Below are 22,628 nucleotides of genomic sequence, written 5' to 3'. Positions count from 1 at the left end.
TGTTACACGAGTGAAGCTCAAACAACGCTCATCAAGGCTAGCAGCTCAGCCGCTACGTCCTTGACCGAGGTGTTGACCAGGGTGGTGTCGAACTCCGCCTCCGCGGCGAGCTCGACCTTCGCGGCCTCCAGCCGCCGCTCGATGACCTCCGGCGCCTCCGTGCCGCGGCCGGTGAGCCGGCGGACCAGCTCCTCCCAGCTCGGCGGGGCGAGGAAGACCAGCTGCGCCTCCGGCATGGACTCGCGGACCTGCCGGGCCCCCTGGAGGTCGATCTCCAACAGCACCGGCTCGCCCGCCTCCAGGTGGTCCAGGACCGCCTGCCGGGGCGTGCCGTAGCGGTTGCCCGCGAACTCCGCCCACTCCAGCAGCTCGCCGTTGGCGATCAGCTTGTCGAACTCCCCGTCGTCCACGAAGAAGTACTGGACGCCGTGGCGCTCGCCGGGGCGCGGCTTGCGGGTGGTGGCCGAGACCGAGAGCCAGACCTCGGGGTGCTCGTTGCGCATATGAGCGACGACCGTGCTCTTACCGACCCCGGAGGGGCCGGAGAGCACGGTCAGCCGCGGATGTCTGACCGGGGGGACGGGGGCCGTCCCCCGGGAGACCGTAGTACTCATGCAGCGATTATCCAGGTTCCCGGGAGTGCCTGGAAACGTCAGGCGCCGGTGGAGCCGAACTCTCGCTCAAGAGAGGCGATCTGGTTGGAGCCGAGACCGCGCACCCGGCGGCTCTCGGAGATCCCCAGTCGCTCCATGATCTGCTTGGCGCGGACCTTGCCGACGCCGGGCAGCGATTCGAGCAGTGCGCTCACCTTCATCTTGCCGATGACATCGTTCTCCTGGCCCTGCTTGATGACCTCGTGCAGAGAGGCGCCGGAGTGCTTGAGCCGATTCTTGACCTCGGCGCGCTCCCGGCGAGCCGCGGCGGCCTTTTCGAGCGCGGCTGCGCGCTGTTCAGGGGTAAGGGGCGGAAGAGCCACGCCTACGTCACCTCGGATGTCGAACTGTCGGATACGGACCGGTGAGGAACCTAGTCGCCCCTCACCTGGGGAGCAACGCGCAACGCGCTTGCGCGTTCGCTCTCGACGGAGACTAGCGGCCGACGCCGCTCCAGTCAGCGAGAACAGAGGAAAAGTCCTGGTCAGACTCGATCGACCAGGACTTTTCGCACCAAAACGGATGGCTTATTCGGCCACAGCGCGCACTTCGTCGGCGAATCGCGTTGCGGCTTCAACCAAACCGGCGTGACCTGGGCCGTGACGTAGGACACCCCGACTCACGCTCGGCACCACGTTGCCGACCGCGGCGCCGAAGACCGCGGGCAGATCGGCGGGGGTCGCCCCCTGGGCGCCGATGCCCGGAGCCAGCAGCGGCCCGTTGATCGCCAGATCGTACGAGGAGAGGTCGCCCAGCGTCGCGCCGACCACCGCGCCGAAGGAGCCGAGCGGAGCCGCGTCCGCGTTCTCGGCCCGCAGGTGGTCCAGCATGGTCGCGCCCACCGTCGTGCCGTCGGGCCGCACCGCGTGCTGCACCTCCGCGCCCTCGGGGTTCGAGGTGAGCGCGAGCACGAAGAGGCCGCAGCCGTTCTCGCGCGCCAGCTCCACCGCCGGGCGCAGCGAACCGAAGCCCAGGTAGGGGCTGACGGTCACCGCGTCCGAGAACAGCGGCGAGGCGGGGTCCAGATACGTGGCGGCGTACGCGGCCATCGTCGAGCCGATGTCGCCGCGCTTGGCGTCCATGAGCACCAGCGCGCCGGCCTCGCGGGCGTCGGCCACCGTCCGCTCCAGCACGGCGACGCCCCGCGAGCCGAAGCGCTCGAAGAACGCGGACTGCGGCTTGAAGACGGCGACCCGCTCGGCGAGCGCCTCGACCACGGTGCCGGCGAACCGCTCCAGGCCGTCGACGTCGTCGTCGAGCCCCCAGTCGGCCAGCAACGAGGCGTGCGGGTCGATGCCCACGCACAGCGGACCGCGGGTGTCCATGGCGCGGCGCAGGCGCGCGCCGAAGGGCTCCAGGGGGGTCGGGCTCATGCGGTCACCTTCCGGTTGTCGGCGCCGACCGCCTCGGCGAGGGTGGCGTACGGGCTGGCCGCGAGGCGCGCCGCCAGCCCCTTGTGGATCGAGCGGCACCAGAACGGGCCCTGGTAGATGAAGGCGCTGTAGCCCTGGATCAGGGTGGCGCCGGCCAGGATCCGCTCCCAGGCGTCGTCCGCGGTCTCGATGCCGCCGACCCCCACCAGGGTGATCCGGTCGCCCACGCGCGCGTACAGGCGGCGCAGCACCTCCAGGGAGCGCTGCTTGACGGGCGCGCCGGACAGCCCGCCGACCTGCTTGACCAGCTCCGGGTCGGAGGTGAGGCCGAGGCCGTCCCGGGCGATGGTGGTGTTGGTGGCGATGATGCCGTCCAGGCCGAGCTCCACCGCCAGGTCGGCGACGGCGTCCACGTCCTCGTCGGCGAGGTCGGGGGCGATCTTCACCAGGAGCGGCACGCGCCGGTGGGTGACGGCACGGTCGGCGGCCTCGCGCACCGCGCTCAGCAGCGGCCGCAGGTGGTCCACGGCCTGGAGGTCGCGCAGGCCCGGGGTGTTCGGCGAGCTCACGTTCACGACCAGGTAGTCGGCGTGGGCGGCGAGCCGCTCGGTGGAGGTGACGTAGTCGGCGACCGCCTCGGCCTCCGGGACGACCTTGGTCTTGCCGATGTTCACGCCGAGCGCGGTCTTGAACACGGGCCTGCGGGCGGCCAGCCGGGCGGCCACCGCGGCCGAGCCCTCGTTGTTGAAGCCCATGCGGTTGATCAGCGCGCGGTCCGGCACCAGCCGGAAGAGGCGCTTCTTGGGGTTGCCGGGCTGCGGCTGAGCGGTGACCGTGCCGATCTCGACGTGGTCGAAGCCGAGCATCGCCATGCCGTCGATGGCGACGGCGTTCTTGTCGAAGCCGGCCGCGAGCCCGAAGGGGCCGTGCATCCGCAGGCCGAGTGCCTCGGTGCGCAGCTCCTTGTGGCGGGGCGCGAGCACGGCGGCCACGAAGGTGCGCAGGCCGGGGACGCGGACCGCGAGGCGGATCCAGCGGAAGGCCAGGTAGTGGGCCTCCTCCGGGTCCATCCGCTTGAAGACCAGGTTGAAGAAGAACTTGTACATCGCAGTGGTGTCCTGTGGGGTGTCCGGCGAAAGGTGTCCTCACGACGAGGGGGACACCGCGTTCGGTGTCCCCCTCGTGGGCCGCTAGTCGCGGGCCGCCGTCAGGTGTTCCGCGTGCTCCTGGAGCGACCGGACGCCGATGTCGCCCCGGCTGAGCGCCTCGATGCCCTGTACGGCCGCCGCCAGCGCCTGCACGGTGGTCAGGCACGGCACCGCGCGGGCCACCGCCGCGGTGCGGATCTCGTAGCCGTCCAGCCGGCCGCCGGTGCCGTACGGGGTGTTGACGATCAGGTCGACCTCGCCGTCGTGGATCAGCTGGACGATGGTCTTCTCGCCGTTCGGCCCCTCGCCCTCGCTCTGCTTGCGCACCACGGTGGCGTTGATGCCGTTGCGCTTGAGCACCTCCGCGGTGCCCGAGGTGGCGAGCAGCTCGAAGCCGTGCGCCACCAGCTCGCGGGCCGGGAAGACCATCGAGCGCTTGTCGCGGTTGGCGACGGAGACGAAGGCACGGCCCTTGGTGGGCAGTGCGCCGTACGCGCCCGCCTGCGACTTGGCGTACGCGGTGCCGAAGACCGAGTCGATGCCCATGACCTCGCCCGTGGAGCGCATCTCCGGGCCGAGGACGGTGTCGACGCCGCGACCGTGGATGTCGCGGAAGCGCGACCACGGCATCACGGCCTCCTTGACGGAGATCGGCGCGTCCATCGGGAGCGTGCCGCCGTCGCCCTCGGCCGGCAGCAGGCCCTCGGCGCGCAGCTCGGCGATGGTGGCGCCCAGCGAGATCCGGGCCGCGGCCTTGGCCAGCGGCACGGCGGTCGCCTTGGAGGTGAACGGGACCGTGCGGGAGGCGCGCGGGTTGGCTTCGAGGACGTACAGGATGTCCCCGGCCATGGCGAACTGGATGTTGATCAGTCCGCGCACCCCGACGCCGCGCGCGATGGCCTCGGTGGAGGCCCGCAGCCGCTTGATGTCGAAGCCGCCGAGGGTGATCGGGGGCAGCGCGCAGGCGGAGTCACCGGAGTGGATGCCGGCCTCCTCGATGTGCTCCATGACGCCGCCGAGGTAGAGCTCGGTGCCGTCGTAGAGCGCGTCGACGTCGATCTCGATCGCGTCGTCCAGGAACCGGTCGACGAGGACCGGCCGGTCGGGGCTGATCTCGGTGGACTCGGCGATGTACGAGGCGAGTCGGGTCTCGTCGTAGACGATCTCCATGCCGCGTCCACCGAGCACGTACGACGGGCGGACCAGCACCGGGTAGCCGATCTCGTCGGCGATGGCCTTCGCTTCCGCGAACGTGGTGGCGGTGCCGTGCTTGGGGGCCGGCAGGCCGGCCTCCTTCAGCACCCGGCCGAAGGCGCCGCGGTCCTCGGCGGCGTGGATGGCCTCGGGCGAGGTGCCCACCACCGGAACGCCGTTGTCCTTGAGCGCCTGCGACAGACCGAGCGGGGTCTGGCCGCCGAGCTGCACGATGACGCCGGCGACGGGTCCGGCCTGCTGCTCCGCGTGCACGATCTCCAGGACGTCCTCCAGGGTGAGCGGCTCGAAGTAGAGCCGGTCGGAGGTGTCGTAGTCGGTGGAGACGGTCTCGGGGTTGCAGTTGACCATGACGGTCTCGTAGCCCGCGTCGTGCAGCGCGAAGGAGGCGTGCACACAGGAGTAGTCGAACTCGATGCCCTGGCCGATCCGGTTCGGGCCGGAGCCCAGGATGATCACGGCGGGCTTCTCGCGCGACGCGACCTCGTTCTCCTCGTCGTAGGAGGAGTAGAAGTACGGCGTGCGGGCGGCGAACTCGGCGGCGCAGGTGTCCACCGTCTTGTAGACGGGGCGGATCCCGAGCGCGTGCCGGACCTCGCGCACCACGTCCTCACGCAGCGAGCGGATGCCGGCGATCTGGGCGTCGGAGAAGCCGTGCCGCTTGGCCTCGGCGAGCAGCTCGGGGTCGAGCTTCGGGGCGGCGGCGAGCTCGTCCGCGATCTCCTTGATCAGGAAGAGCTGGTCCACGAACCACGGGTCGATCCTGGTGGACTCGAAGACCTCCTCCGGGGTGGCGCCGGCCCGGATCGCCTGCATGACGGTGTTGATCCGGCCGTCGGTGGGGCGCACGGCGGCGGCCAGCAGCTCCGCCTTGTCGCCCGGCTCCCCGGTGAAGTCGAACTGGCTGCCCTTCTTCTCCAGCGAGCGCAGCGCCTTCTGCAGGGCCTCGGTGAAGTTGCGGCCGATGGCCATGGCCTCGCCCACCGACTTCATGGTGGTGGTGAGGGTGGAGTCGGCGGAGGGGAACTTCTCGAACGCGAAGCGCGGGGCCTTGACCACGACGTAGTCGAGCGTCGGCTCGAAGGAGGCCGGGGTCTGCTCGGTGATGTCGTTGGGGATCTCGTCCAGGGTGTAGCCCACGGCCAGCTTGGCGGCGATCTTCGCGATCGGGAAGCCGGTGGCCTTGGAGGCGAGCGCCGAGGAGCGGGAGACGCGCGGGTTCATCTCGATCACGATGACCCGGCCGTCCTCCGGGTCGACCGCGAACTGGATGTTGCAGCCGCCGGTGTCCACACCGACCTCGCGGATCACCGCGATGCCGATGTCGCGCAGCACCTGGTACTCGCGGTCGGTCAGCGTCATCGCCGGGGCGACGGTGATCGAGTCGCCGGTGTGCACGCCCATCGGGTCGAAGTTCTCGATGGAGCAGACGACCACGACGTTGTCGTGCTTGTCGCGCATCAGCTCCAGCTCGTACTCCTTCCAGCCGAGGATGGACTCCTCCAGGAGCACCTCGGTGGTGGGCGAGAGGGTGAGGCCCTGGCCGGCGATGCGGCGCAGCTCCTCCTCGTCGTGCGCGAAGCCGGAGCCGGCGCCGCCCATGGTGAAGGAGGGGCGGACCACGACCGGGTAGCCGCCGAGCTGCTCGACGCCCGCGAGGACGTCCTCCATGGAGTGGCAGATGACCGAGCGGGCGGACTCGCCGTGGCCGATCTTGGCGTTGACCGCCTCCACGACCTCCTTGAACAGGTCGCGGTCCTCGCCCTTGTTGATGGCCTCGACGTTGGCGCCGATCAGCTCGACGCCGTACTTCTCCAGGGTGCCGGCCGCGTGCAGCGAGATCGCGGTGTTGAGCGCGGTCTGGCCGCCGAGGGTGGGCAGCAGCGCGTCGGGGCGCTCCTTGGCGATGATCTTCTCGACGTACTCCGGGGTGATCGGCTCGACGTAGGTGGCGTCGGCGATCTCCGGGTCGGTCATGATCGTGGCCGGGTTGGAGTTCACCAGGATGACCCGCAGGCCCTCGGCCTTGAGGACGCGGCACGCCTGGGTGCCGGAGTAGTCGAACTCGGCGGCCTGGCCGATGACGATCGGGCCGGAGCCGATGACCAGGACGGACTGGATATCGGTGCGCTTAGGCACGCTCGGCCTCCATCAGGGATACGAAGCGGTCGAACAGGTACGCGGCGTCGTGCGGGCCCGCGGCCGCCTCGGGGTGGTACTGGACGCTGAAGGCCGGCTGGTCGATCAGCTGGAGGCCCTCCACCACGTTGTCGTTGAGGCAGACGTGGGAGACCTCGGCGCGGCCGTAGGGGGTGTCGGAGACCTTGTCGAGCGGGGCGTCGACGGCGAACCCGTGGTTGTGGGCGGTGACCTCGACCTTGCCGGTGGTGCGGTCCTGCACCGGCTGGTTGATGCCGCGGTGGCCGTACTTCAGCTTGTAGGTGCCGAAGCCGAGGGCGCGGCCGAGGATCTGGTTGCCGAAGCAGATGCCGAAGAGCGGGGTCCTGCGCTCCAGCACCGCCTTCATGACGGAGACCGGGTGGTCGGCGGTGGCGGGGTCGCCGGGGCCGTTGGAGAAGAAGACGCCGTCGGGGTTGACGGCGTAGACGTCCTCGGCCGTCGCGGTGGCGGGCAGCACGTGCACCTCGATGCCGCGCTCGGCCATGCGGTGCGGAGTCATGCCCTTGATGCCGAGGTCGACGGCGGCGACGGTGAAGCGCTTCTCGCCGATCGCGGGGACGACGTACGCCTCCTTGGTGGCGACCTCGGCGGCGAGGTCGGCGCCCTTCATCTGGGGCTGCTCCTGGACCTTGGCCAGCAGCGCGGCGTCGTCGGCGATCGCTTCGCCGGAGAAGATGCCCACGCGCATGGCGCCGCGCTCGCGCAGGTGGCGGGTGAGCGCGCGGGTGTCGATGCCGCTGATGCCGACCACGCCCTGGGTGGCGAGCTCCTCGTCCAGGGAGCGGCGGGAGCGCCAGTTGGAGGGGGTGCGTGCGGGGTCGCGGACCACATAGCCGGAGACCCAGATCCGCCCGGACTCGGGGTCCTCGTCGTTGACGCCGGTGTTGCCGACGTGCGGGGCGGTCATGACGACCACCTGGCGGTGGTAGGAGGGGTCGGTGAGCGTCTCCTGGTAGCCGGTCATGCCGGTGGAGAACACCGCTTCGCCGAAGGTCTCCCCCACGGCCCCGTAGGCACGACCGCGGAAGGTACGGCCGTCCTCCAAGACGAGTACGGCGGGGGCCTTGGCCCCCCTGGTGGAGGTCGTCATCGTGCGCCTTCCTGCTGTGCGTTCATGGTGCTGAGGGCTTCGAGGGCCGTGGTCCAGTCGGCGTGCTCGACCGCGTGGTCGGAGCGGAAGCCGGAGTCGATCAGTCGCTCGCCATGGGCCCAGGTGATCACCAGGAGCCCGCCCTCGGCGAGGACCTTGCCCGCGATGCCCTTGTCGAGCCGGGCGCCGCGGATCGCGCCGGTCGGGATGAAGAAGTCGCGCGCCCCCGGCCGGACCACGGCCAGCCCCTGGTCGGTCAGGGTGAGCTCGGCGCGGCTGCGGGTGCCCAGGCCGTGGGCGACGATCCGGTCCAGCCACTGCCCGGCGGTGGTGGAGCCGTGGTAGCGGCCGCTCATCCGGAGCGTGGGGGCGCCGGGGTCGGCGGGCAGGTCGGGCAGCTCGGGCAGGTCGCCCTGGAGCGTGCCGCGCCACTTCCAGCCCTCGCGCATCAGCCAGTAGGCGAGCGCCACCACGAGGACCAGGCCGACGACCCAGCCGATGCGCGCCGCCCAGTCGGTGACCTGCTCGGACCGCTGTTCGGCCATCACCAGGTCGGCCGCCGCCAGATGGATGAGAGGTGTCACGTCAGCTTTCCGTTCACGACCGTCGCCCGGCCCCGCAGGAAGGTGTGCGTCACCCGTCCCGGCAGCTCACGGCCCTCGTACGGGGTGTTGCGGCTGCGGGAGGCGAAGCCCGCGGGGTTCACCACACCACGGTATGCCGGATCGAGGAGCGTGAGGTTGGCGGGCTCGCCGGCGGCGACGGGGCGGCCGTGGCCGGCGAGTCGGCCGATGACGGCGGGGCGGAAGGACATCCGGTCGGCCACCCCGGCCCAGTCCAGCAGCCCGGTGTCGACCATCGTGTGCTGGACGACGGAGAGCGCGGTCTCCAGGCCGACCATGCCCATGGCGGCCGCGCCCCACTCGCAGTCCTTGTCCTCGTGCGGGTGCGGGGCGTGGTCGGTGGCGACGCAGTCGATGGTGCCGTCGGCCAGCGCCTCGCGCAGCGCCAGCACGTCGGCCTCGGTGCGCAGCGGCGGGTTCACCTTGTAGACCGGGTTGTAGGAGCGCACCAGCTCGTCGGTGAGGAGCAGGTGGTGCGGGGTGACCTCGGCGGTGACGTTCCACCCCTTGGACTTGGCCCAGCGCACGATCTCCACGGAGCCGGCGGTCGAGAGGTGGCAGATGTGCACTCGGGAGCCGACGTGGGCGGCGAGCAGCACATCGCGGGCGATGATCGACTCCTCGGCGACGGCGGGCCAGCCGGCCAGCCCGAGCTCCGCGGAGACGATGCCCTCGTTCATCTGGGCGCCCTCGGTCAGCCGGGGCTCCTGGGCGTGCTGGGCGATCACGCCGTCGAACGCCTTCACGTACTCCAGCGCGCGGCGCATGATCACGGCGTCGTCGACGCACTTGCCGTCGTCGGAGAAGACCCGCACCCCGGCCGCGGACTCGTGCATGGCGCCGAGCTCGGCGAGCTTCTTGCCCTCCAGCCCGACGGTGACGGCGCCGACCGGCTGGACGTCGCAGTAGCCGGACTCCCTGCCGAGCCGCCAGACCTGCTCCACGACGCCCGCGGTGTCGGCGACCGGGAAGGTGTTGGCCATCGCGTGCACGGCGGTGTAGCCGCCGACCGCGGCGGCCTTGGTGCCGGTCAGCACGGTCTCGGAGTCCTCGCGGCCCGGCTCGCGCAGATGGGTGTGGAGGTCGACCAGGCCGGGCAGCAGGATCTGGCCCGCGGCGTCGACGACGGTGGCCTCGCCGGCCTCCAGGTCGGTGCCGACGCGCGCGATGGTCTCGCCCTCGATCAGGACGTCCTGCGGTTCGCCGCCGAGGACCCGCGCACCGCGGATAAGGATCGTGCTCATGGTTACTTGTTCTCCTCGGTGCGGGCGATGGGGGCGGCGGGGGCGGTCGGCTCGCCGTCGAGGACGGCGCCGCCGAGCAGCAGGTAGAGCACGGCCATGCGGATCGAGACGCCGTTGGCGACCTGTTCGACGGCGGTGCAGCGGGGCGAGTCGGCGACCTCGGCCGTGATCTCCATGCCCCGGTTCATCGGGCCGGGGTGCATCACGATGGCGTGCTCCGGCATCCGGGCCATGCGGTCGCCGTCCAGGCCGTAGCGGCGGGCGTACTCGCGCTCGGTCGGGAAGAAGGCGGCGTTCATGCGTTCGCGCTGGACGCGCAGCATCATCACGGCGTCGGACTTGGGCAGCACCGCGTCCAGGTCGTAGGAGACCTCGCAGGGCCAGGTGTGCACGCCGACCGGCACCAGGGTGGGCGGGGCGACCAGGGTCACCTCGGCGCCGAGGGTGTTCAGCAGGTGCACGTTGGAGCGGGCGACCCGGCTGTGCAGCACGTCGCCGACGATGGTGATCCGGCGGCCGGAGAGGTCGTGGCCGACGCCGCCGGCCAGGTGGCGGCGCATGGTGAAGGCGTCCAGCAGCGCCTGGGTGGGGTGCTCGTGGGTGCCGTCGCCGGCGTTGACGACCGAGCCGCCGATCCAGCCGGAGGTGGCGAGCCGGTGCGGGGCGCCGGAGTCGTGGTGCCGGATGACGACGGCGTCGGCGCCCATCGCCTCCAGGGTCAGCGCGGTGTCCTTCAGGGACTCGCCCTTGGAGACCGAGGAGCCCTTGGCGGAGAAGTTGATGACGTCCGCGGAGAGCCGCTTGGCGGCGGCCTCGAAGGAGATGCGGGTGCGGGTCGAGTCCTCGAAGAAGAGGTTGACGACGGTGCGGCCGCGCAGGGTGGGCAGCTTCTTGATCGGCCGGTCGGCGACCCGGGCCAGCTCCTCGGCGGTGTCGAGGATCAGGACGGCGTCGTCGCGGGTGAGATCGGCTGCCGAGATGAGGTGACGCTTCATCCGGTTGCTCCGTATGTGAGGCGGTTTGTCAGGCGTGCGGACGGGCAGGCGTGGGCGGCGTCCCGGGGATCGCCCGGGCGCCGCGCCGGCGCGCTACTGCCCGTCGGCCGGGGAGGTCTCGGGAAGCTGGCCGAGGAGCACGCTGTCGCGCCCGTCCTCCTCGGTGAGCTGCACCCTGACCGTCTCCCGCAGCGACGTGGGGAGGTTCTTGCCGACGTAGTCGGCGCGGATCGGGAGCTCGCGGTGGCCCCGGTCCACGAGGACGGCGAGCTGGACGGCGCGAGGGCGGCCGATGTCACCGAGCGCGTCGAGCGCGGCGCGGATGGTGCGGCCGGAGAAGAGCACGTCGTCGACGAGGACGACCAGGCGACCCTCGATGCCCTCGGCGGGGATCTCCGTACGGGCCAGCGCCCGGGCCGGGCGCAGCCGCAGGTCGTCGCGGTACATGGTGATGTCGAGCGAGCCGACCGGAATCTCGCGGCCGGTGATGTCGGCGAGCTTGGCCGCCAGTCGACGGGCGAGGGAGACGCCGCGCGTGGGAATGCCGAGAAGCACCACGTCGTCCGCGCCCTTGGCGCGCTCGACGATCTCGTGGGCGATGCGGGTGAGCACCCGCCCGATGTCCGGCCCCTCCAGAACGGGGCGCGCGGACGCGGTCCGAGCGGTCTGCGCGGGCCGCTCAGCGTCGGGGCTGATTGCGTCCATACGAAACGGACCTCCTTCTCCGCCTCACGGGACGGATCTTAAAGGACGTCTAAATTGCGCCATTCACAGTAGCAGGCTCGGGCGGCGCGCCAGACATCACCCCTGACGGGGGAGCCCGTGGTTCATTCGGCTTGACGAATGGAGATTACGCTGCGTAACCTCACAGTGAGTTACCAGCCGCGCGGCGGAGCCGCACGTCGATACAGCGTCCGGGGAGCTTTATGTCCAGCGAATACGCCAAACAGCTCGGGGCCAAGCTCCGCGCTATCCGCACCCAGCAGGGCCTCTCCCTCCACGGCGTCGAAGAGAAGTCCCAGGGCCGCTGGAAGGCCGTGGTGGTGGGCTCGTACGAGCGCGGCGACCGTGCCGTGACCGTGCAGCGCCTCGCCGAGCTGGCCGACTTCTACGGCGTCCCGGTGCAGGAGCTGCTGCCGGGCACCACGCCGGGCGGGGCCGCCGAGCCGCCGCCGAAGCTGGTGCTGGACCTGGAGCGCCTGGCCCATGTGCCGGCCGAGAAGGCGGGCCCGCTGCAGCGGTACGCCGCGACGATCCAGAGCCAGCGCGGCGACTACAACGGCAAGGTGCTGTCGATCCGCCAGGACGACCTGCGCACCCTCGCCGTGATCTACGACCAGTCGCCCTCGGTGCTGACCGAGCAGCTGATCAGCTGGGGCGTGCTCGGCGCGGACGCGCGTCGCGCGGTCCAGCACGAGGACGTCTGACGCTCACGCGTCGACGTTCGACGTTCGACGTCGGAGTGCCGATCCCCGGTGCCGTCGTCGGCCGACGAGCCGGCGAAACCAGGGTCCGGGAGATCTGCAGAAACGTGCCGCCGGGGGCGGTGGAGGCCAGCACGGGCCTCCACCGCCCCCGGCGGCTTTTCCACGCCCCGGAAGTCACCGCCCGAGCACCGGAGGCCACCCGGGTCCCACGAGCCCCGGAGGGCCCGCCCAGGAGCCGGAACGAGGCCACGCCCGCCCAGGGGCGGGACGGGCCCCCGCCGGCCCTGGGCGCGGCCCCGAGACCCGGCTACGGCCGGTGCGACCGACCGGCCGTAGCCGACGACGCCGGCGATCGCGGCGACGGAGCCGCGTGCGCACATCATGCGAGGGCACTCGGCCGGCGCGCCCGCTCGATCGGCCCAACGCTCCCGGCCTGTCTCTTCGCGGGCCCCGGCCCGCGAAGTCCCCGCGGAAACACGAGCGGGCCCGGCGCCTCCACCCGTGGGTGGGGGCACCGGGCCCGCTCGACTGCCATCGGTCGCCGTGCGCCGCGAGCGGCGGCTACTGCTCCTCGCGACGGAGGCTGGGCTTGAGCTCCTTGAGCCGACCGAGGAGGCCGTTCACGAAGGACGGGGAGTCGTCCGTGGAGAACTCCTTGGCGAGCTGCACCGCCTCGTCGATCACCACGGCGTCCGGGGTCTCGTCTTCCCAGATCAGCTCGTACGCTCCGAGCCGGAGGATGTTGCGGTCGACGACCGGCATCCGGTCCAGCGTCCAGCCCACCGCATAGGTGGCGATCAGCTCGTCGATCCGGGAGACGTGCTCCGCGTACCCCTCGACCAGCCGCATCGTGTACTCGGTGACCGGCGGCTGCCGGTCGTCGGTCCGGGAATGGCGGATCCAGTCGGCGAGGACGTTCCGCACGGAGCTGCCGCGCTGGTCGGCCTCGAAGAGGATCTGGAAGGCACGCTTCCGGGCCTTGTTACGGGCGGCCACGGTTAGCTGCTCACCCGGCCGAGGTACTCGCCGGAACGGGTGTCGACCTTGATCTTCTCGCCGGTCGTGATGAACAGCGGGACCTGGATCTCGTAGCCGGTCTCCAGCGTGGCCGGCTTGGAGCCGCCGGTGGAGCGGTCGCCCTGGACGCCCGGCTCGGTGTGCTGGATGGTGAGCTCGACGGCGGCCGGGAGCTCGACGTAGAGCACCTGGCCCTCGTTCTGCGCCACGACGGCCTCGAAGCCCTCGATGAGGAAGTTGGCGGCCTCACCGACGGTCTTGCGGTCGATGTGCAGCTGGTCGTAGGTGTCCATGTCCATGAAGACGAAGTACTCGCCGTCCATGTACGAGAACTGCATACCGCGCTTGTCGACGTTGGCCGTCTCGACCTTCACGCCGGCGTTGAAGGTCTTGTCGACGACCTTGCCGGAAAGCACGTTCTTGAGCTTGGTACGGACAAAGGCGGGGCCCTTGCCGGGCTTGACGTGCTGGAACTCGACGACGGACCAGAGCTGGCCGCCTTCGAGCTTGAGCACCATGCCGTTCTTGAGGTCGTTCGTGGATGCCACGGTTGCGGAATCTCCTGGACTGCAGCTGATGGGACCAGAAGATGCCGCGCGCGGCGGCCCGTAGGCTACAGCGCGAGCAGCTCCTTGGTCGTGATGGTGAGTAGCTCGGGTCCGCCATCCGCCTCGGGGCGGACGACGAGTGTGTCATCGATCCGGACACCGCCCCGCCCGGGGAGGTGGACCCCCGGTTCGACGGTGACCGGCACGCAAGCGTCCAGTTTACCCATGGCTGACGGTGCGAGCCTCGGCTCCTCGTCTCTTTCGAGGCCCACGCCGTGCCCGGTGCGCGCGCCGAACCCCTCGCCGTGGCCCGCGGCCTCCAGCACCTGGCGCGCCGCGCGGTCCACCTCGCGGTACTCCACCCCGGGCAGCAGCGTCTCCCGCCCGGCCCGCTGGGCTGCGAAGACCAGCTCGTACAGCTCGATCTGCCAGTCGGCCGGCGAGGTGCCGATGACGAACGTACGGCCCACCTCACAGCGGTAGCCCCGGTAGTTCGCCCCCAGACAGATGCACAGGAAGTCGCCCTCCTCGACCCGTCGGTCGGTGGGTATGTGCCCGGCGCGCCCGGCGTGCGGACCCGAACCGACGATGGTGGGGAAGGCCGGACCGGTCGCCCCGTGGTCGATCAGTCGACGGTCCAGCTCCAGCGCCAGATGGCGCTCCGTGCGGCCCACCAGGATCGACTCCAACAGCTCGCCGAGGGCCTGGTCGGAGATCTCGGCGGCGATCCGCAGCGCGGCGATCTCCGACTCGTCCTTGACCACGCGTTGCTGCTCCACCGCGCAGTCCAGATCGGTGAGGCGCAGCCGTGGGGCGGCCGCGGCGAGGGCCCGGTGCCGGGCCACGCTCAGATCGTGCTCCTCCACGGCGAGTGAGCCCGCGCCGGCCTCCGCCGCCATGCCGGCCCCGGCCACCGCCGCGTCGCCACCCGCCGCGGGCACCGCGACGACGCGCACCTCCTCGTCGGGGCGGTCGCCCACCAGCTCCGCCGCCGGGTCCGGCGGGCAGAGCAACAGGTCGACCGCATCCCGCCCCGGCCCCGGCTCCGGCATCAGCAGCAGCGCCGACCCGTGCGGGGCGGCCCCGCACAGATAGCGCACATTCGCCGACCGGGAGACCAGGGCGGCCTCACTGCCCGCCGCGGCGAACCGCTCGCGGAGGCGCGTACGTCGGGCCGCGTACACCTCGGACATGCTTCCGAGCGTACGGTTCACCGCGCGACACGGCTGGTTGGAGTCGGCCGTACGGGCGCATCCCGGCTCCGGTGCGGATGCCAGCCCCGGTCGGGGGGCGGATGCCGGCTCCGGTCGGGGGCGGGCGCCGGCTCCGGTCGGGGGCGGGCGCCGGCCGCGGGTGGGGCCGCACCGTCCTCCCCGTCCGCGCCCGCGTTTTCGGCTACCAGCTCGGCGGGCTGGCTATCGAGCGGGTGATCACGTCGTCGAGGACGCGGGCGGTGGTGGCCACGTCATAGCCGGAGTTGTCGATGATGGGCAGGCCGGAGCTGTACCAGCCGGCCATCCGGCCGTGGATGCGGGCGACCTCCTCGTCGCTGAGCCGCCGGTTGCCGCTGCGCGCCGCGTTCCGCTCCAGGACGATCTCCAGGCCGGGCAGGAGCACCACCGGCAGCAGCCCGGGGCCGACGTGCCGCTTCCAGCCGCCGAGGCCGACGACCGGGCGGTCCGGGAAGACGGCGTCGTCGAGGATGCAGGAGATGCCGTTGGCCAGGAAGTTCCGGGCGGCGAAACCGCAGGTGCGGCGCGCCAGCCGGTACTGCGCCTCGGAGTTGTCGTTCCACCCCGACTGCGGGTTGGCGAAGCCGGACCGCACCCACTCGCGGACGTCGTCCAGGCTGACGTGGGCGGTCGGCACCCGCCGGCGGTCCGCCCAGTGCCGGGCGACGGTCGTCTTGCCGGCTCCCGCCGGGCCGATGAGGAGCACCGCGACCGCCGCCTGGGAGGGGTCGGCCACCGCGGTGGCGGCCGGGGCGGCGGCGCCCACCGGAGGGTGCGGCTGAGGCGGGGCGGGCTGCACCGGCCCGCCGGGCGGCAGCGGGACGTGTCCCGTCATCATCGCGGGGTCGGTGGGCGGCCCGGACGGATGGGCGGGCGGCGGCACGGGATGGTGTCCCGCGCCCTGGCCGGTGCCCTGGGGGGCACCATGCGTCGCACCGTGGCCGGCGCCCTGGGGCGCGCCCTGGTTCCAGCCGACACCGGGTGGCTGCCCTGGCCCGTGGGGCGGTGGCAGCGGGGCCCCCACTGCGTGCTGCATCCGGTGGCACTCCGTCTCGTACAGGCGGGTCTTGTCAGGCGGTTCTCGCGTGGTGAACACGGCCCTCCGGCCGGTCTCCACCGAACGGTACCCGCCCCGACCGCCGCTGTGTGCACGGCCGGAGCGACCACCTGCTGCCCGTACTGACCCGCCTACACCGTCAACCAGGCAATTCGCCCGCCAAGGCGCGCAGCGCCAGCCGATACGACCCGATTCCGAAGCCGGCGATCGTGCCCGTGGCCACCGCGGCGATGACGGAGTTGTGACGGAACTCCTCCCGCGCGTGCGGGTTGGAGATGTGCACCTCGATCAGCGGCGCGGTGCGCTGCGCGGCGGCGTCCCGCATGGCGTACGAGTAGTGGGTGAAGGCGCCCGGGTTGATCACCACGGGGATCCGTCCGTCCGCCGCCTCGTGCAGCCAGCGGACCAGCTCTCCCTCGTCGTTGGTCTCCCGCACCTCGACGTCGAACCCGAGCTCCTCGCCGAGCGCGGTGCACTCGGCGACCAGCCCGGCGTAGGAGGTCGCGCCGTACACATCGGGCTCCCGGCTGCCGAGCCGGCCGAGGTTGGGGCCGTTGAGGACGAGGACCCTGCGGTGCTCCCCCTCCCGCTCCGGCTCTCCGACCGCGCCTTCGGCGGTCACGCGGAGACCTCCCCGTACGCCGCCAGCAGCACCGCCGGGTCCGGGCCCTCCAGGACCGTGGGCCTGGCCAGACCGTCCAGCACGATGAAGCGCAGCAGGTCGCCGCGGGACTTCTTGTCGACCTTCATGGTCTCCAGCAGCCGGGGCCACTGGTCGCCGCGGTAGGTCAGCGGCAGGCCCACGGACTCCAGCACGGCGCGGTGCCGGTCCGCGGTGGCGTCGTCCAACCTCCCGGCGAGGCGGCCGAGCTCGGCGGCGAAGACCATGCCGACGGAGACGGCCGCGCCGTGCCGCCACTTGTAGCGCTCGTTCTTCTCGATGGCGTGGGCGAGGGTGTGGCCGTAGTTGAGGATCTCGCGCAGCCCGGCCTCCTTCAGGTCGGAGGAGACGACCTCCGCCTTGACCCGGATGGCGCGCTCGATGAGCTCGGAGGTGTGCGGGCCGGCGGGGGTGCGGGCCGCCGCCGGGTCGGCCTCGATCAGCTCCAGGATCACCGGGTCGGCGATGAAGCCCGCCTTGATGATCTCGGCGAGACCGCTGACGTAGTCGTTGACCGGCAACGACTCCAGCGCGGCCAGGTCGCACAGCACCCCGGCCGGCGGGTGGAACGCGCCGACGAGGTTCTTGCCCTCGGCGGTGTTGATGCCGGTCTTGCCGCCGACCGCCGCGTCCACCATGCCCAGCACGGTGGTGGGCACCGCGATCCAGCGCACGCCGCGCAGCCAGGTGGCGGCGACGAAGCCCGCCACATCGGTGGTCGCGCCGCCCCCGACGCCGACGATCACGTCGCTGCGGGTGAAGCCGGTCTGGCCGAGCGCCTTCCAGCAGTAGGCCGCGACCTCGACGGTCTTGGCCTCCTCCGCGTTGGGCAGCTGGATCGCGATGGCCTCGTAGCCCTGTCCGGCCAGGTCCTGGCGGATCGCCTCGCCGGTCTCGGCCAGCGCCTCCGGGTGCAGCACCGCCACCCGCTTGGCGGCCGTGCCGATGATCCCGGGCAGCTCGCCGAGGAGCTGGCGGCCGACCAGCACCTCGTACGGATCGCTGCCCGCGTTGCCGCCCACCTGGATCCGGGTGGGAGCCTCCGTGCCGCTCATACCTTCCTCAACTCCAAAGCGTCCATGATCGCGTCGGCCACCTCGGCGGGGGTGCGGTCCTCGGTGGAGACCACGGCCCGCGCGACCTCGGTGTACAGCGGGCGGCGCTGCTCCATCAGCTCGCGCCAGCGCTGCCGGGGGTTGACGGCCAGCAGCGGGCGCGGCGCGTCGAGGCCGGTGCGCCGGACGGCCTCGGCCACGCCCATCTCCAGGAAGACGACGGGCAGTCGGGCCAGCAGCGCCCGCGTGCCCTCGTCCATGACGGCGCCGCCGCCGAGCGCCAGCACGCCGGTGTGCTCGGCGACCGCGGCGCGCACCGCCTGCCGCTCCAGCTCGCGGAAGTGCGGCTCGCCCTCGTCGACGAAGATGTCGGCGATCTCCTTGCCGGCCGTCGCGACGATGTCCGCGTCGGTGTCCCGGAAGGCGGTGCCGAGCCGCTCGGCGAGCAGCCGGCCCACGGTGGTCTTGCCGACGCCCATGGGCCCGACGAGGACGACCGCCGGGCCGCTCCCGGTGTCGGTCACCGGATGGCCAGGTTGTCGAGGAAGCCCTGGACGTTGCGGCGGGTCTCGCCGACCGAGTCGCCACCGAACTTCTCCGCGACGGCGTCGGCCAGCACCAGCGCCACCATGGCCTCCGCGACGATGCCGGCGGCCGGCACCGCGCAGACGTCGGAGCGCTGGTGGTGCGCCTGGGCGGGCTCGCCGGTGGTGACGTCGACGGTGGCCAGGGCGCGCGGCACGGTGGCGATGGGCTTCATCGCGGCCCGCACCCGCAGCAGCTCGCCGGTGGTCAGGCCGCCCTCGGTGCCGCCGGAGCGACCGGAGGCGCGCTTGATCCCGTCGGCCGTCGGCAGGATCTCGTCGTGCGCCTTCGAGCCGGGCACGCGGGCCAGGTCGAAGCCGTCGCCGACCTCCACGCCCTTGATCGCCTGGATGCCCATCAGGGCGGCGGCCAGCCGCGCGTCGAGGCGGCGGTCCCAGTGCACATGGGAGCCCAGGCCGACCGGGACGCCGTAGGCCAGCACCTCGACGACGCCGCCGAGGGTGTCGCCGTCCTTGTGGGCCTGGTCGATCTCGGCGACCATCGCCTTGCTCGCGTCCGCGTCCAGGCAGCGCACCGGGTCGGCGTCGAGCTTGGCCACGTCGGCGGGGGTCGGGTAGACCCCGTACGGCGCCTTGGCGGCGGCCAGCTCCACGACGTGCGAGACGATCTCGATGCCGGCCGTCTCCTTGAGGTAGGAGCGGGCGACGGCGCCGAGCGCGACGCGGGCCGCGGTCTCCCGGGCGCTGGCGCGCTCCAGGATCGGCCGGGCCTCGTCGAAGTCGTACTTCTGCATGCCGGCGAGGTCGGCGTGGCCGGGGCGCGGGCGGGTCAGCGGGGCGTTGCGGGCCAGCCCGGCGAGGATCTCGGGATCGACCGGGTCGGCCGCCATGACCTGCTCCCACTTGGGCCACTCGGTGTTGCCGACCATGACGGCCACCGGGCTGCCGAGGGTCAGGCCGTGCCGGACGCCGCCGAGGAAGGTGACCTCGTCCCGCTCGAACTTCATCCGCGCGCCGCGCCCATAGCCGAGCCGCCGCCGCGCGAGCGCGTCCGCCACCATGTCGGTGGTGATCGGCACGCCGGCGGGCAGACCCTCCAGCGTCGCGACGAGTGCGGGGCCGTGCGACTCCCCCGCGGTCAGCCAGCGCAACCTGCTCAACGGTGCTCCTCTTGCTCGCGCCTCGGCATACGGCGGCGCGACCCGGGGGCACCTCCCGGCCTCCGCCGGGGGCGCGCGGCCCTGGTCCGCCACCTCGATCCTCCCACGTCCGGCCTGTCACACCGGCACACGGTCCAGTCAGTGGACGCGAACGTGGACGCCTCCGGCCGCGCCTGGCGGCCTGACGCGCCCCACCGGGCGCCGGGGCGCGGGGTCGTCAGGAAGCGCGCGCCGCCAGCGCGGCCTCGCCCGCCGCGCGCATCGCGGCCAGCGGCGCCGGCCCGCGGCCGGTCATCTGCTCGACCTGGAGCACGGCCTGGTGCACCAGCAGGTCGAGCCCGCCGACGACGGCGCCGCCACGCGCCGACCAGGCGGCGGCGAGCGGGGTGGGCCACGGGTCGTAGAGCACGTCGAAGAGCGCACCCGGGCGCTCGGGGACGGCGGCGGCCAGGGCGTCGGTGGCGCCCGCCGGGGTGGTCGCGATGGTCAGGGGGGCGTCGAACGCCTCGGCTGCCCGCTCCCAGTCGGCGGTGCGCACCGCCACTCCGAGCCGCTCCCCCCACTGCCGCATCTCGGCGGCGCGCTCCGCGGAGCGGACGTACGCGGTGACCTCCCCGTCGCAGACCAGGGCCAGCGCGGCGAGGGCGGAGGAGGCGGTGGCGCCGGCGCCCAGCACGGCGGCGCGCTCCACCCGCTCGACGCCGCGCTCGCGCAGCGCGGCCACCATGCCGGGGATGTCGGTGTTGTCGCCGAGCCGGCGCCCGTCCGGGGTGAACACCACGGTGTTGACCGCCTCGACGGAGGCCGCGGTCTCGCTGACGGCGTCGAGCAGGGGTATGACGGTCCGCTTGAGCGGCATGGTCAGCGACAGCCCCGCCCACGCGCCGGCGAGCTCACCGGGCGTGCCGAGCCGCTCGAAGAAGCCCGGCAGCGCGGCCTCGTCGACCTCGAAGCGGCCGTAGGTCCAGCCGCTCAGGCCGAGTTCGGCGTAGGCGGCGCGGTGCAGCACCGGCGAGAGGGAGTGGGCGATCGGGGAGCCGAGCACCGCCGCCCTGCGGTCGTCAGACATCTGCTCTCTCTGTCCGGCCTCTAGTCGGCGCGCTGTCGGTTGAACTCGTCGACCAGCTTCTTGTGGTCGGCGTAGGTCTTGGTGAACTTCGAGGTCTTGCCGTCGAACGAGATGAAGTAGTACCAGCCCTCGTCGGTCGGGTCCACCGCGGCGTTCAGGGCCTCGGCGCCGGGGTTGCCGATCGGGCCGGGCGGCAGGCCCTTGTAGAAGTACGTGTTGTACGGGTTGTCGTAGTTCTTGATCTCTTCGAGGGTGATGTCGATCTTGCTCTGGTTCTTGATGTAGTTGTAGGTCGAGTCGAATTCCAGCTTGCCGTTGGTCTCGGTGTTGGTGGGCTTGAGCCGGTTGTAGACGACCTCGGCCATCTTCCGGAAGTCCTCGTGGGTGACGCCCTCGGCCTGCACCAGGCTGGCGACCGTGACCAGTTGCAGCGGGGACTTCAGCCCCAGCTTCTTGGACTTGCCCTCCAGATCGACCTTCGCGTACTGCTGCTTGGCCTGGGAGACCATCTGCCGCAGCACCTCGGCCGGCTTGGCGCCCTTGCCCACGCTGTAGCGGGACGGGAAGAGGAAGCCCTCCAGCGGGTCCTTGATCTGCGGGTTGTCGTCGGCCCAGGCGGGCAGCCCGAGGTTCTTGGCCTCGTTCTCGGCGATGCCCGCGGTGGTGCCCGCCTTCAGGCCGATCTTCTTGTCGATCGCCGCGTACACCTGGACGTTGCGCATGCCCTCGGTGACGATCAGCCCGTTCTGGCTGGCCGGGTCGGTCATCAACTGGACCGCGGACGCCGCGGACATCTCCTTGCGCAGCGTGTACGTGCCGGGCTGGATGGCCTTGCCGCTGCTCTCCACGGCCTCGACGAAGGCGCCGGTGCTCTTCACCACACCCTCGCGCTGGAGGATGTTGCCGATCTCGCTGCCGACCGCGCCCTGGGGCACCTCGATCTGGACCTCTCCGGTGCCCTGGCCGGAGTAGTCGGGGGGCGAGCCGAAGCGGCTCTTCCAGAAGTCGTAGGCGAAGTAGCCGCCGCCGGCGACGAAGCCGCCGAGGACGACGGTGACCACCAGACAGGCCATGCCGTTGCGCCGCTTGGACTTCTTGCCGCGTCGCTCGGGGGCCGGGGCGTCGTCCTCGTCCGCGTCGTCCTCGTCCGTGGCCACGAAGCGGCCGCGTCCGCCCTCGGGGAAGAAGGAGTCGTCCCCGTCGTCGCCGTCGGCCAGGTCGCCCCGCTCGCCCTCCCGCGCCGGGGCCGGGGGTTCCGCGACCGCCTGCGGTGCCTGCTGTCCCTGTGCCGCGTGGTCGGCCTGCCGGGGGCCCTGCCCCCGGGCGTAGGGCGGCTCGGGCGGCGGGTAGGCGTTCGGGGTGGCGTAGTAGTCGGGCTGCGCGCCGGCGTAGGGGTCGACGGGCCGGGCGTACGGATCGGCGGGGTCGGGCCCGCCCCCGTAGGGACCGCCCTGCCCATCGCCGTACCCCGCCTGCGCCTGCTGCGGGTAGCCGCCGCCCTGCTGGCCGTTCCACTGCTGCTGGTGGGGATCCTGCGGCTGGTCGGGGTACTGCTGCGGCTGACCGTAGGGATCGTTCGGGAAGGCACCCTGCATGTACGCATCCTGCCCATAGGGACCCTGGGTATACGGATCGTGGGCAAAAGGAGCCTGGGTGTACGCGTCGTGTCCCGCCCCGGCCGGCTGACCCTGCCATCCCGCGTCCGCGGACAGGGGATCCTCGGCGGGCCACGGTTGCGAGCCCTGGCCCCGGTGGTACTCAGTCATCGATCCCCTAGTGCCGCGCTGAGGCAGCCGGGCCGGGCGCTCGTGACGCGAACGGCAAACGGTTGCCTTGAACGCGCGGAACGTTACCGTATCGCGATCACATGACCACCTCGACGCCCTCACCCGGAGGACGCCCCGACGTTCGTTCGGACTCCAACGCGTTCTGCAGGATCACCACGGCGGCCGCCTGATCGACGGCTGATCTGCCCTTCTTGGAGCTCACTCCGGAAGCGCGCATTCCCTGGGTCGCCGTGACGGTTGTCATACGCTCGTCAACCAGCCGCACCGGCACCGGCGCGATGCGCCGGGCCAGCGTCTGCGCGAAGGCCCGCACCTTGGCCGCGGCCGGGCCCTCCCGCCCGCTGAGCGAGCGGGGCAGCCCGACCACGACCTCGATCGGCTCGTACTCCTCGACGATCGCCACCAGGCGCCGGTGGGCGGCCGGGACGTCGCGTCCCGGCACGGTCTCCACCGGCGTGGCGAGGATCCCGTCGGGGTCGCACGAGGCGACCCCGATCCGGGCGTCCCCGACGTCGATCGCGAGGCGTCGGCCGCGTCGCATCAGTGTCACG

22 protein-coding genes are annotated in these 22,628 nt (G+C 72.1%); 1 reads left to right on the top strand and 21 read right to left on the bottom strand.

Annotated features, from left to right (window positions below; translation table 11 throughout):
• Positions 1-17 precede the first annotated feature (17 nt).
• The 10 genes from gmk to pyrR all read right to left on the bottom strand — a co-directional run bounded on the left by gmk (position 18) and on the right by pyrR (position 11,224).
• Entirely contained in the window at positions 18-614 is a 597-nt protein-coding gene (gmk, locus tag CD790_RS08815; protein WP_144382471.1) for a guanylate kinase, read from the bottom strand.
• A gap of 38 nt (positions 615-652) precedes the next feature.
• Entirely contained in the window at positions 653-976 is a 324-nt protein-coding gene (locus CD790_RS08810) for an integration host factor (RefSeq protein ID WP_026246651.1), read from the bottom strand.
• A 204-nt stretch (positions 977-1,180) separates the two neighbouring features.
• Positions 1,181-2,026, bottom strand: coding sequence for an orotidine-5'-phosphate decarboxylase (gene pyrF, locus CD790_RS08805; RefSeq protein ID WP_144382470.1), 846 nt, complete (start codon positions 2,024-2,026; stop codon positions 1,181-1,183).
• Positions 2,023-3,132 carry a quinone-dependent dihydroorotate dehydrogenase gene (locus CD790_RS08800; protein WP_144382469.1) on the bottom strand — a complete coding sequence of 370 codons (1,110 nt, stop codon included), beginning with the start codon at positions 3,130-3,132 and terminating at the stop codon, positions 2,023-2,025. The genes pyrF and CD790_RS08800 overlap by 4 nt, the downstream gene beginning before the upstream one ends.
• Before the next feature lie 84 nt (positions 3,133-3,216).
• Complete coding sequence (carB, locus tag CD790_RS08795) at positions 3,217-6,525, bottom strand: carbamoyl-phosphate synthase large subunit (RefSeq protein ID WP_144382468.1); 3,309 nt, start codon at positions 6,523-6,525, stop codon at positions 3,217-3,219.
• Complete coding sequence (gene carA / locus CD790_RS08790) at positions 6,518-7,657, bottom strand: glutamine-hydrolyzing carbamoyl-phosphate synthase small subunit (RefSeq protein ID WP_144382467.1); 1,140 nt, start codon at positions 7,655-7,657, stop codon at positions 6,518-6,520. Before carA ends, carB begins: the two co-directional genes overlap by 8 nt.
• A complete protein-coding gene (locus tag CD790_RS08785) occupies positions 7,654-8,241 on the bottom strand; it encodes a hypothetical protein (RefSeq protein WP_186318930.1) in 588 nt (195 codons plus the stop codon). The genes carA and CD790_RS08785 overlap by 4 nt, the downstream gene beginning before the upstream one ends.
• On the bottom strand, positions 8,238-9,524 hold the full coding sequence (locus tag CD790_RS08780) for a dihydroorotase (RefSeq protein WP_144382466.1): 1,287 nt from the start codon (positions 9,522-9,524) through the stop codon (positions 8,238-8,240). The genes CD790_RS08785 and CD790_RS08780 overlap by 4 nt, the downstream gene beginning before the upstream one ends.
• A gap of 2 nt (positions 9,525-9,526) precedes the next feature.
• The gene (locus tag CD790_RS08775) at positions 9,527-10,519 is read right to left on the bottom strand and encodes an aspartate carbamoyltransferase catalytic subunit (protein WP_144382465.1); all 993 of its coding nucleotides are present in this window, start codon (positions 10,517-10,519) and stop codon (positions 9,527-9,529) included.
• 93 nt (positions 10,520-10,612) lie between these two features.
• Positions 10,613-11,224, bottom strand: a complete 612-nt coding sequence (gene pyrR / locus CD790_RS08770; RefSeq protein WP_144382464.1) for a bifunctional pyr operon transcriptional regulator/uracil phosphoribosyltransferase PyrR — start codon at positions 11,222-11,224, stop codon at positions 10,613-10,615.
• Positions 11,225-11,445: 221 nt separating this feature from the next.
• Here pyrR and bldD point away from each other — a divergent pair, with 221 nt between their 5' ends.
• Positions 11,446-11,946, top strand: coding sequence for a transcriptional regulator BldD (gene bldD, locus CD790_RS08765; protein ID WP_135337455.1), 501 nt, complete (start codon positions 11,446-11,448; stop codon positions 11,944-11,946).
• A gap of 561 nt (positions 11,947-12,507) precedes the next feature.
• On the opposite strand, the gene nusB is transcribed toward bldD, so the two are convergent.
• The 11 genes from nusB to ruvX all read right to left on the bottom strand — a co-directional run bounded on the left by nusB (position 12,508) and on the right by ruvX (position 22,618).
• On the bottom strand, positions 12,508-12,942 hold the full coding sequence (gene nusB, locus CD790_RS08760) for a transcription antitermination factor NusB (protein ID WP_144382463.1): 435 nt from the start codon (positions 12,940-12,942) through the stop codon (positions 12,508-12,510).
• A gap of 2 nt (positions 12,943-12,944) precedes the next feature.
• Positions 12,945-13,511, bottom strand: a complete 567-nt coding sequence (gene efp / locus CD790_RS08755; protein WP_144382462.1) for an elongation factor P — start codon at positions 13,509-13,511, stop codon at positions 12,945-12,947.
• Between the two features lie 65 nt (positions 13,512-13,576).
• A complete protein-coding gene (locus tag CD790_RS08750) occupies positions 13,577-14,704 on the bottom strand; it encodes an aminopeptidase P family protein (protein WP_144382461.1) in 1,128 nt (375 codons plus the stop codon).
• Positions 14,705-14,906: 202 nt separating this feature from the next.
• Positions 14,907-15,779, bottom strand: coding sequence for an AAA family ATPase (locus CD790_RS08745; protein ID WP_144382460.1), 873 nt, complete (start codon positions 15,777-15,779; stop codon positions 14,907-14,909).
• A 160-nt stretch (positions 15,780-15,939) separates the two neighbouring features.
• Complete coding sequence (gene aroQ / locus CD790_RS08740) at positions 15,940-16,422, bottom strand: type II 3-dehydroquinate dehydratase (RefSeq protein ID WP_144382459.1); 483 nt, start codon at positions 16,420-16,422, stop codon at positions 15,940-15,942.
• On the bottom strand, positions 16,419-17,516 hold the full coding sequence (aroB, locus tag CD790_RS08735) for a 3-dehydroquinate synthase (protein WP_144382458.1): 1,098 nt from the start codon (positions 17,514-17,516) through the stop codon (positions 16,419-16,421). The genes aroQ and aroB overlap by 4 nt, the downstream gene beginning before the upstream one ends.
• Positions 17,513-17,995: a shikimate kinase gene (locus tag CD790_RS08730; protein WP_144382773.1), complete on the bottom strand. Its 483-nt coding sequence runs from the start codon at positions 17,993-17,995 to the stop codon at positions 17,513-17,515. The genes aroB and CD790_RS08730 overlap by 4 nt, the downstream gene beginning before the upstream one ends.
• A 41-nt stretch (positions 17,996-18,036) precedes the next feature.
• A complete protein-coding gene (gene aroC, locus CD790_RS08725; RefSeq protein ID WP_144382457.1) occupies positions 18,037-19,221 on the bottom strand; it encodes a chorismate synthase in 1,185 nt (394 codons plus the stop codon).
• A gap of 217 nt (positions 19,222-19,438) precedes the next feature.
• Positions 19,439-20,290, bottom strand: a complete 852-nt coding sequence (locus tag CD790_RS08720; protein ID WP_144382456.1) for a shikimate dehydrogenase — start codon at positions 20,288-20,290, stop codon at positions 19,439-19,441.
• 20 nt (positions 20,291-20,310) lie between these two features.
• Positions 20,311-21,885, bottom strand: a complete 1,575-nt coding sequence (gene mltG / locus CD790_RS08715; RefSeq protein ID WP_313956486.1) for an endolytic transglycosylase MltG — start codon at positions 21,883-21,885, stop codon at positions 20,311-20,313.
• Between the two features lie 268 nt (positions 21,886-22,153).
• On the bottom strand, positions 22,154-22,618 hold the full coding sequence (gene ruvX / locus CD790_RS08710) for a Holliday junction resolvase RuvX (RefSeq protein ID WP_144382771.1): 465 nt from the start codon (positions 22,616-22,618) through the stop codon (positions 22,154-22,156).
• Between the last annotated feature and the right edge of the window lie 10 nt (positions 22,619-22,628).

It is taken from the genome of Streptomyces sp. SAJ15, assembly GCF_007595705.1.
Classification (GTDB): Bacteria; Actinomycetota; Actinomycetes; order Streptomycetales; family Streptomycetaceae; genus Streptomyces.
This window is presented reverse-complemented; position numbering and strand designations above follow the sequence as displayed.

Excerpts from the sequence above, each read along its gene's own strand:
- pyrR (WP_144382464.1), bottom strand. The coding sequence starts at position 11,224 with ATGGACGCAATCAGCCCCGACGCTGAGCGGCCCGCGCAGACCGCTCGG.
- CD790_RS08720 (WP_144382456.1), bottom strand. The coding sequence starts at position 20,290 with ATGTCTGACGACCGCAGGGCGGCGGTGCTCGGCTCCCCGATCGCCCAC.
- bldD (WP_135337455.1), top strand. The coding sequence starts at position 11,446 with ATGTCCAGCGAATACGCCAAACAGCTCGGGGCCAAGCTCCGCGCTATC.
- gmk (WP_144382471.1), bottom strand. The coding sequence starts at position 614 with ATGAGTACTACGGTCTCCCGGGGGACGGCCCCCGTCCCCCCGGTCAGA.
- CD790_RS08800 (WP_144382469.1), bottom strand. The coding sequence starts at position 3,132 with ATGTACAAGTTCTTCTTCAACCTGGTCTTCAAGCGGATGGACCCGGAG.
- CD790_RS08745 (WP_144382460.1), bottom strand. The coding sequence starts at position 15,779 with ATGCAGCACGCAGTGGGGGCCCCGCTGCCACCGCCCCACGGGCCAGGG.
- CD790_RS08780 (WP_144382466.1), bottom strand. The coding sequence starts at position 9,524 with ATGAGCACGATCCTTATCCGCGGTGCGCGGGTCCTCGGCGGCGAACCG.
- CD790_RS08730 (WP_144382773.1), bottom strand. The coding sequence starts at position 17,995 with ATGGGCGTCGGCAAGACCACCGTGGGCCGGCTGCTCGCCGAGCGGCTC.
- mltG (WP_313956486.1), bottom strand. The coding sequence starts at position 21,885 with ATGCAGGGTGCCTTCCCGAACGATCCCTACGGTCAGCCGCAGCAGTAC.
- ruvX (WP_144382771.1), bottom strand. The coding sequence starts at position 22,618 with ATGCGACGCGGCCGACGCCTCGCGATCGACGTCGGGGACGCCCGGATC.
- aroB (WP_144382458.1), bottom strand. The coding sequence starts at position 17,516 with ATGAGCGGCACGGAGGCTCCCACCCGGATCCAGGTGGGCGGCAACGCG.
- CD790_RS08750 (WP_144382461.1), bottom strand. The coding sequence starts at position 14,704 with ATGTCCGAGGTGTACGCGGCCCGACGTACGCGCCTCCGCGAGCGGTTC.
- carA (WP_144382467.1), bottom strand. The coding sequence starts at position 7,657 with ATGACGACCTCCACCAGGGGGGCCAAGGCCCCCGCCGTACTCGTCTTG.
- pyrF (WP_144382470.1), bottom strand. The coding sequence starts at position 2,026 with ATGAGCCCGACCCCCCTGGAGCCCTTCGGCGCGCGCCTGCGCCGCGCC.
- CD790_RS08775 (WP_144382465.1), bottom strand. The coding sequence starts at position 10,519 with ATGAAGCGTCACCTCATCTCGGCAGCCGATCTCACCCGCGACGACGCC.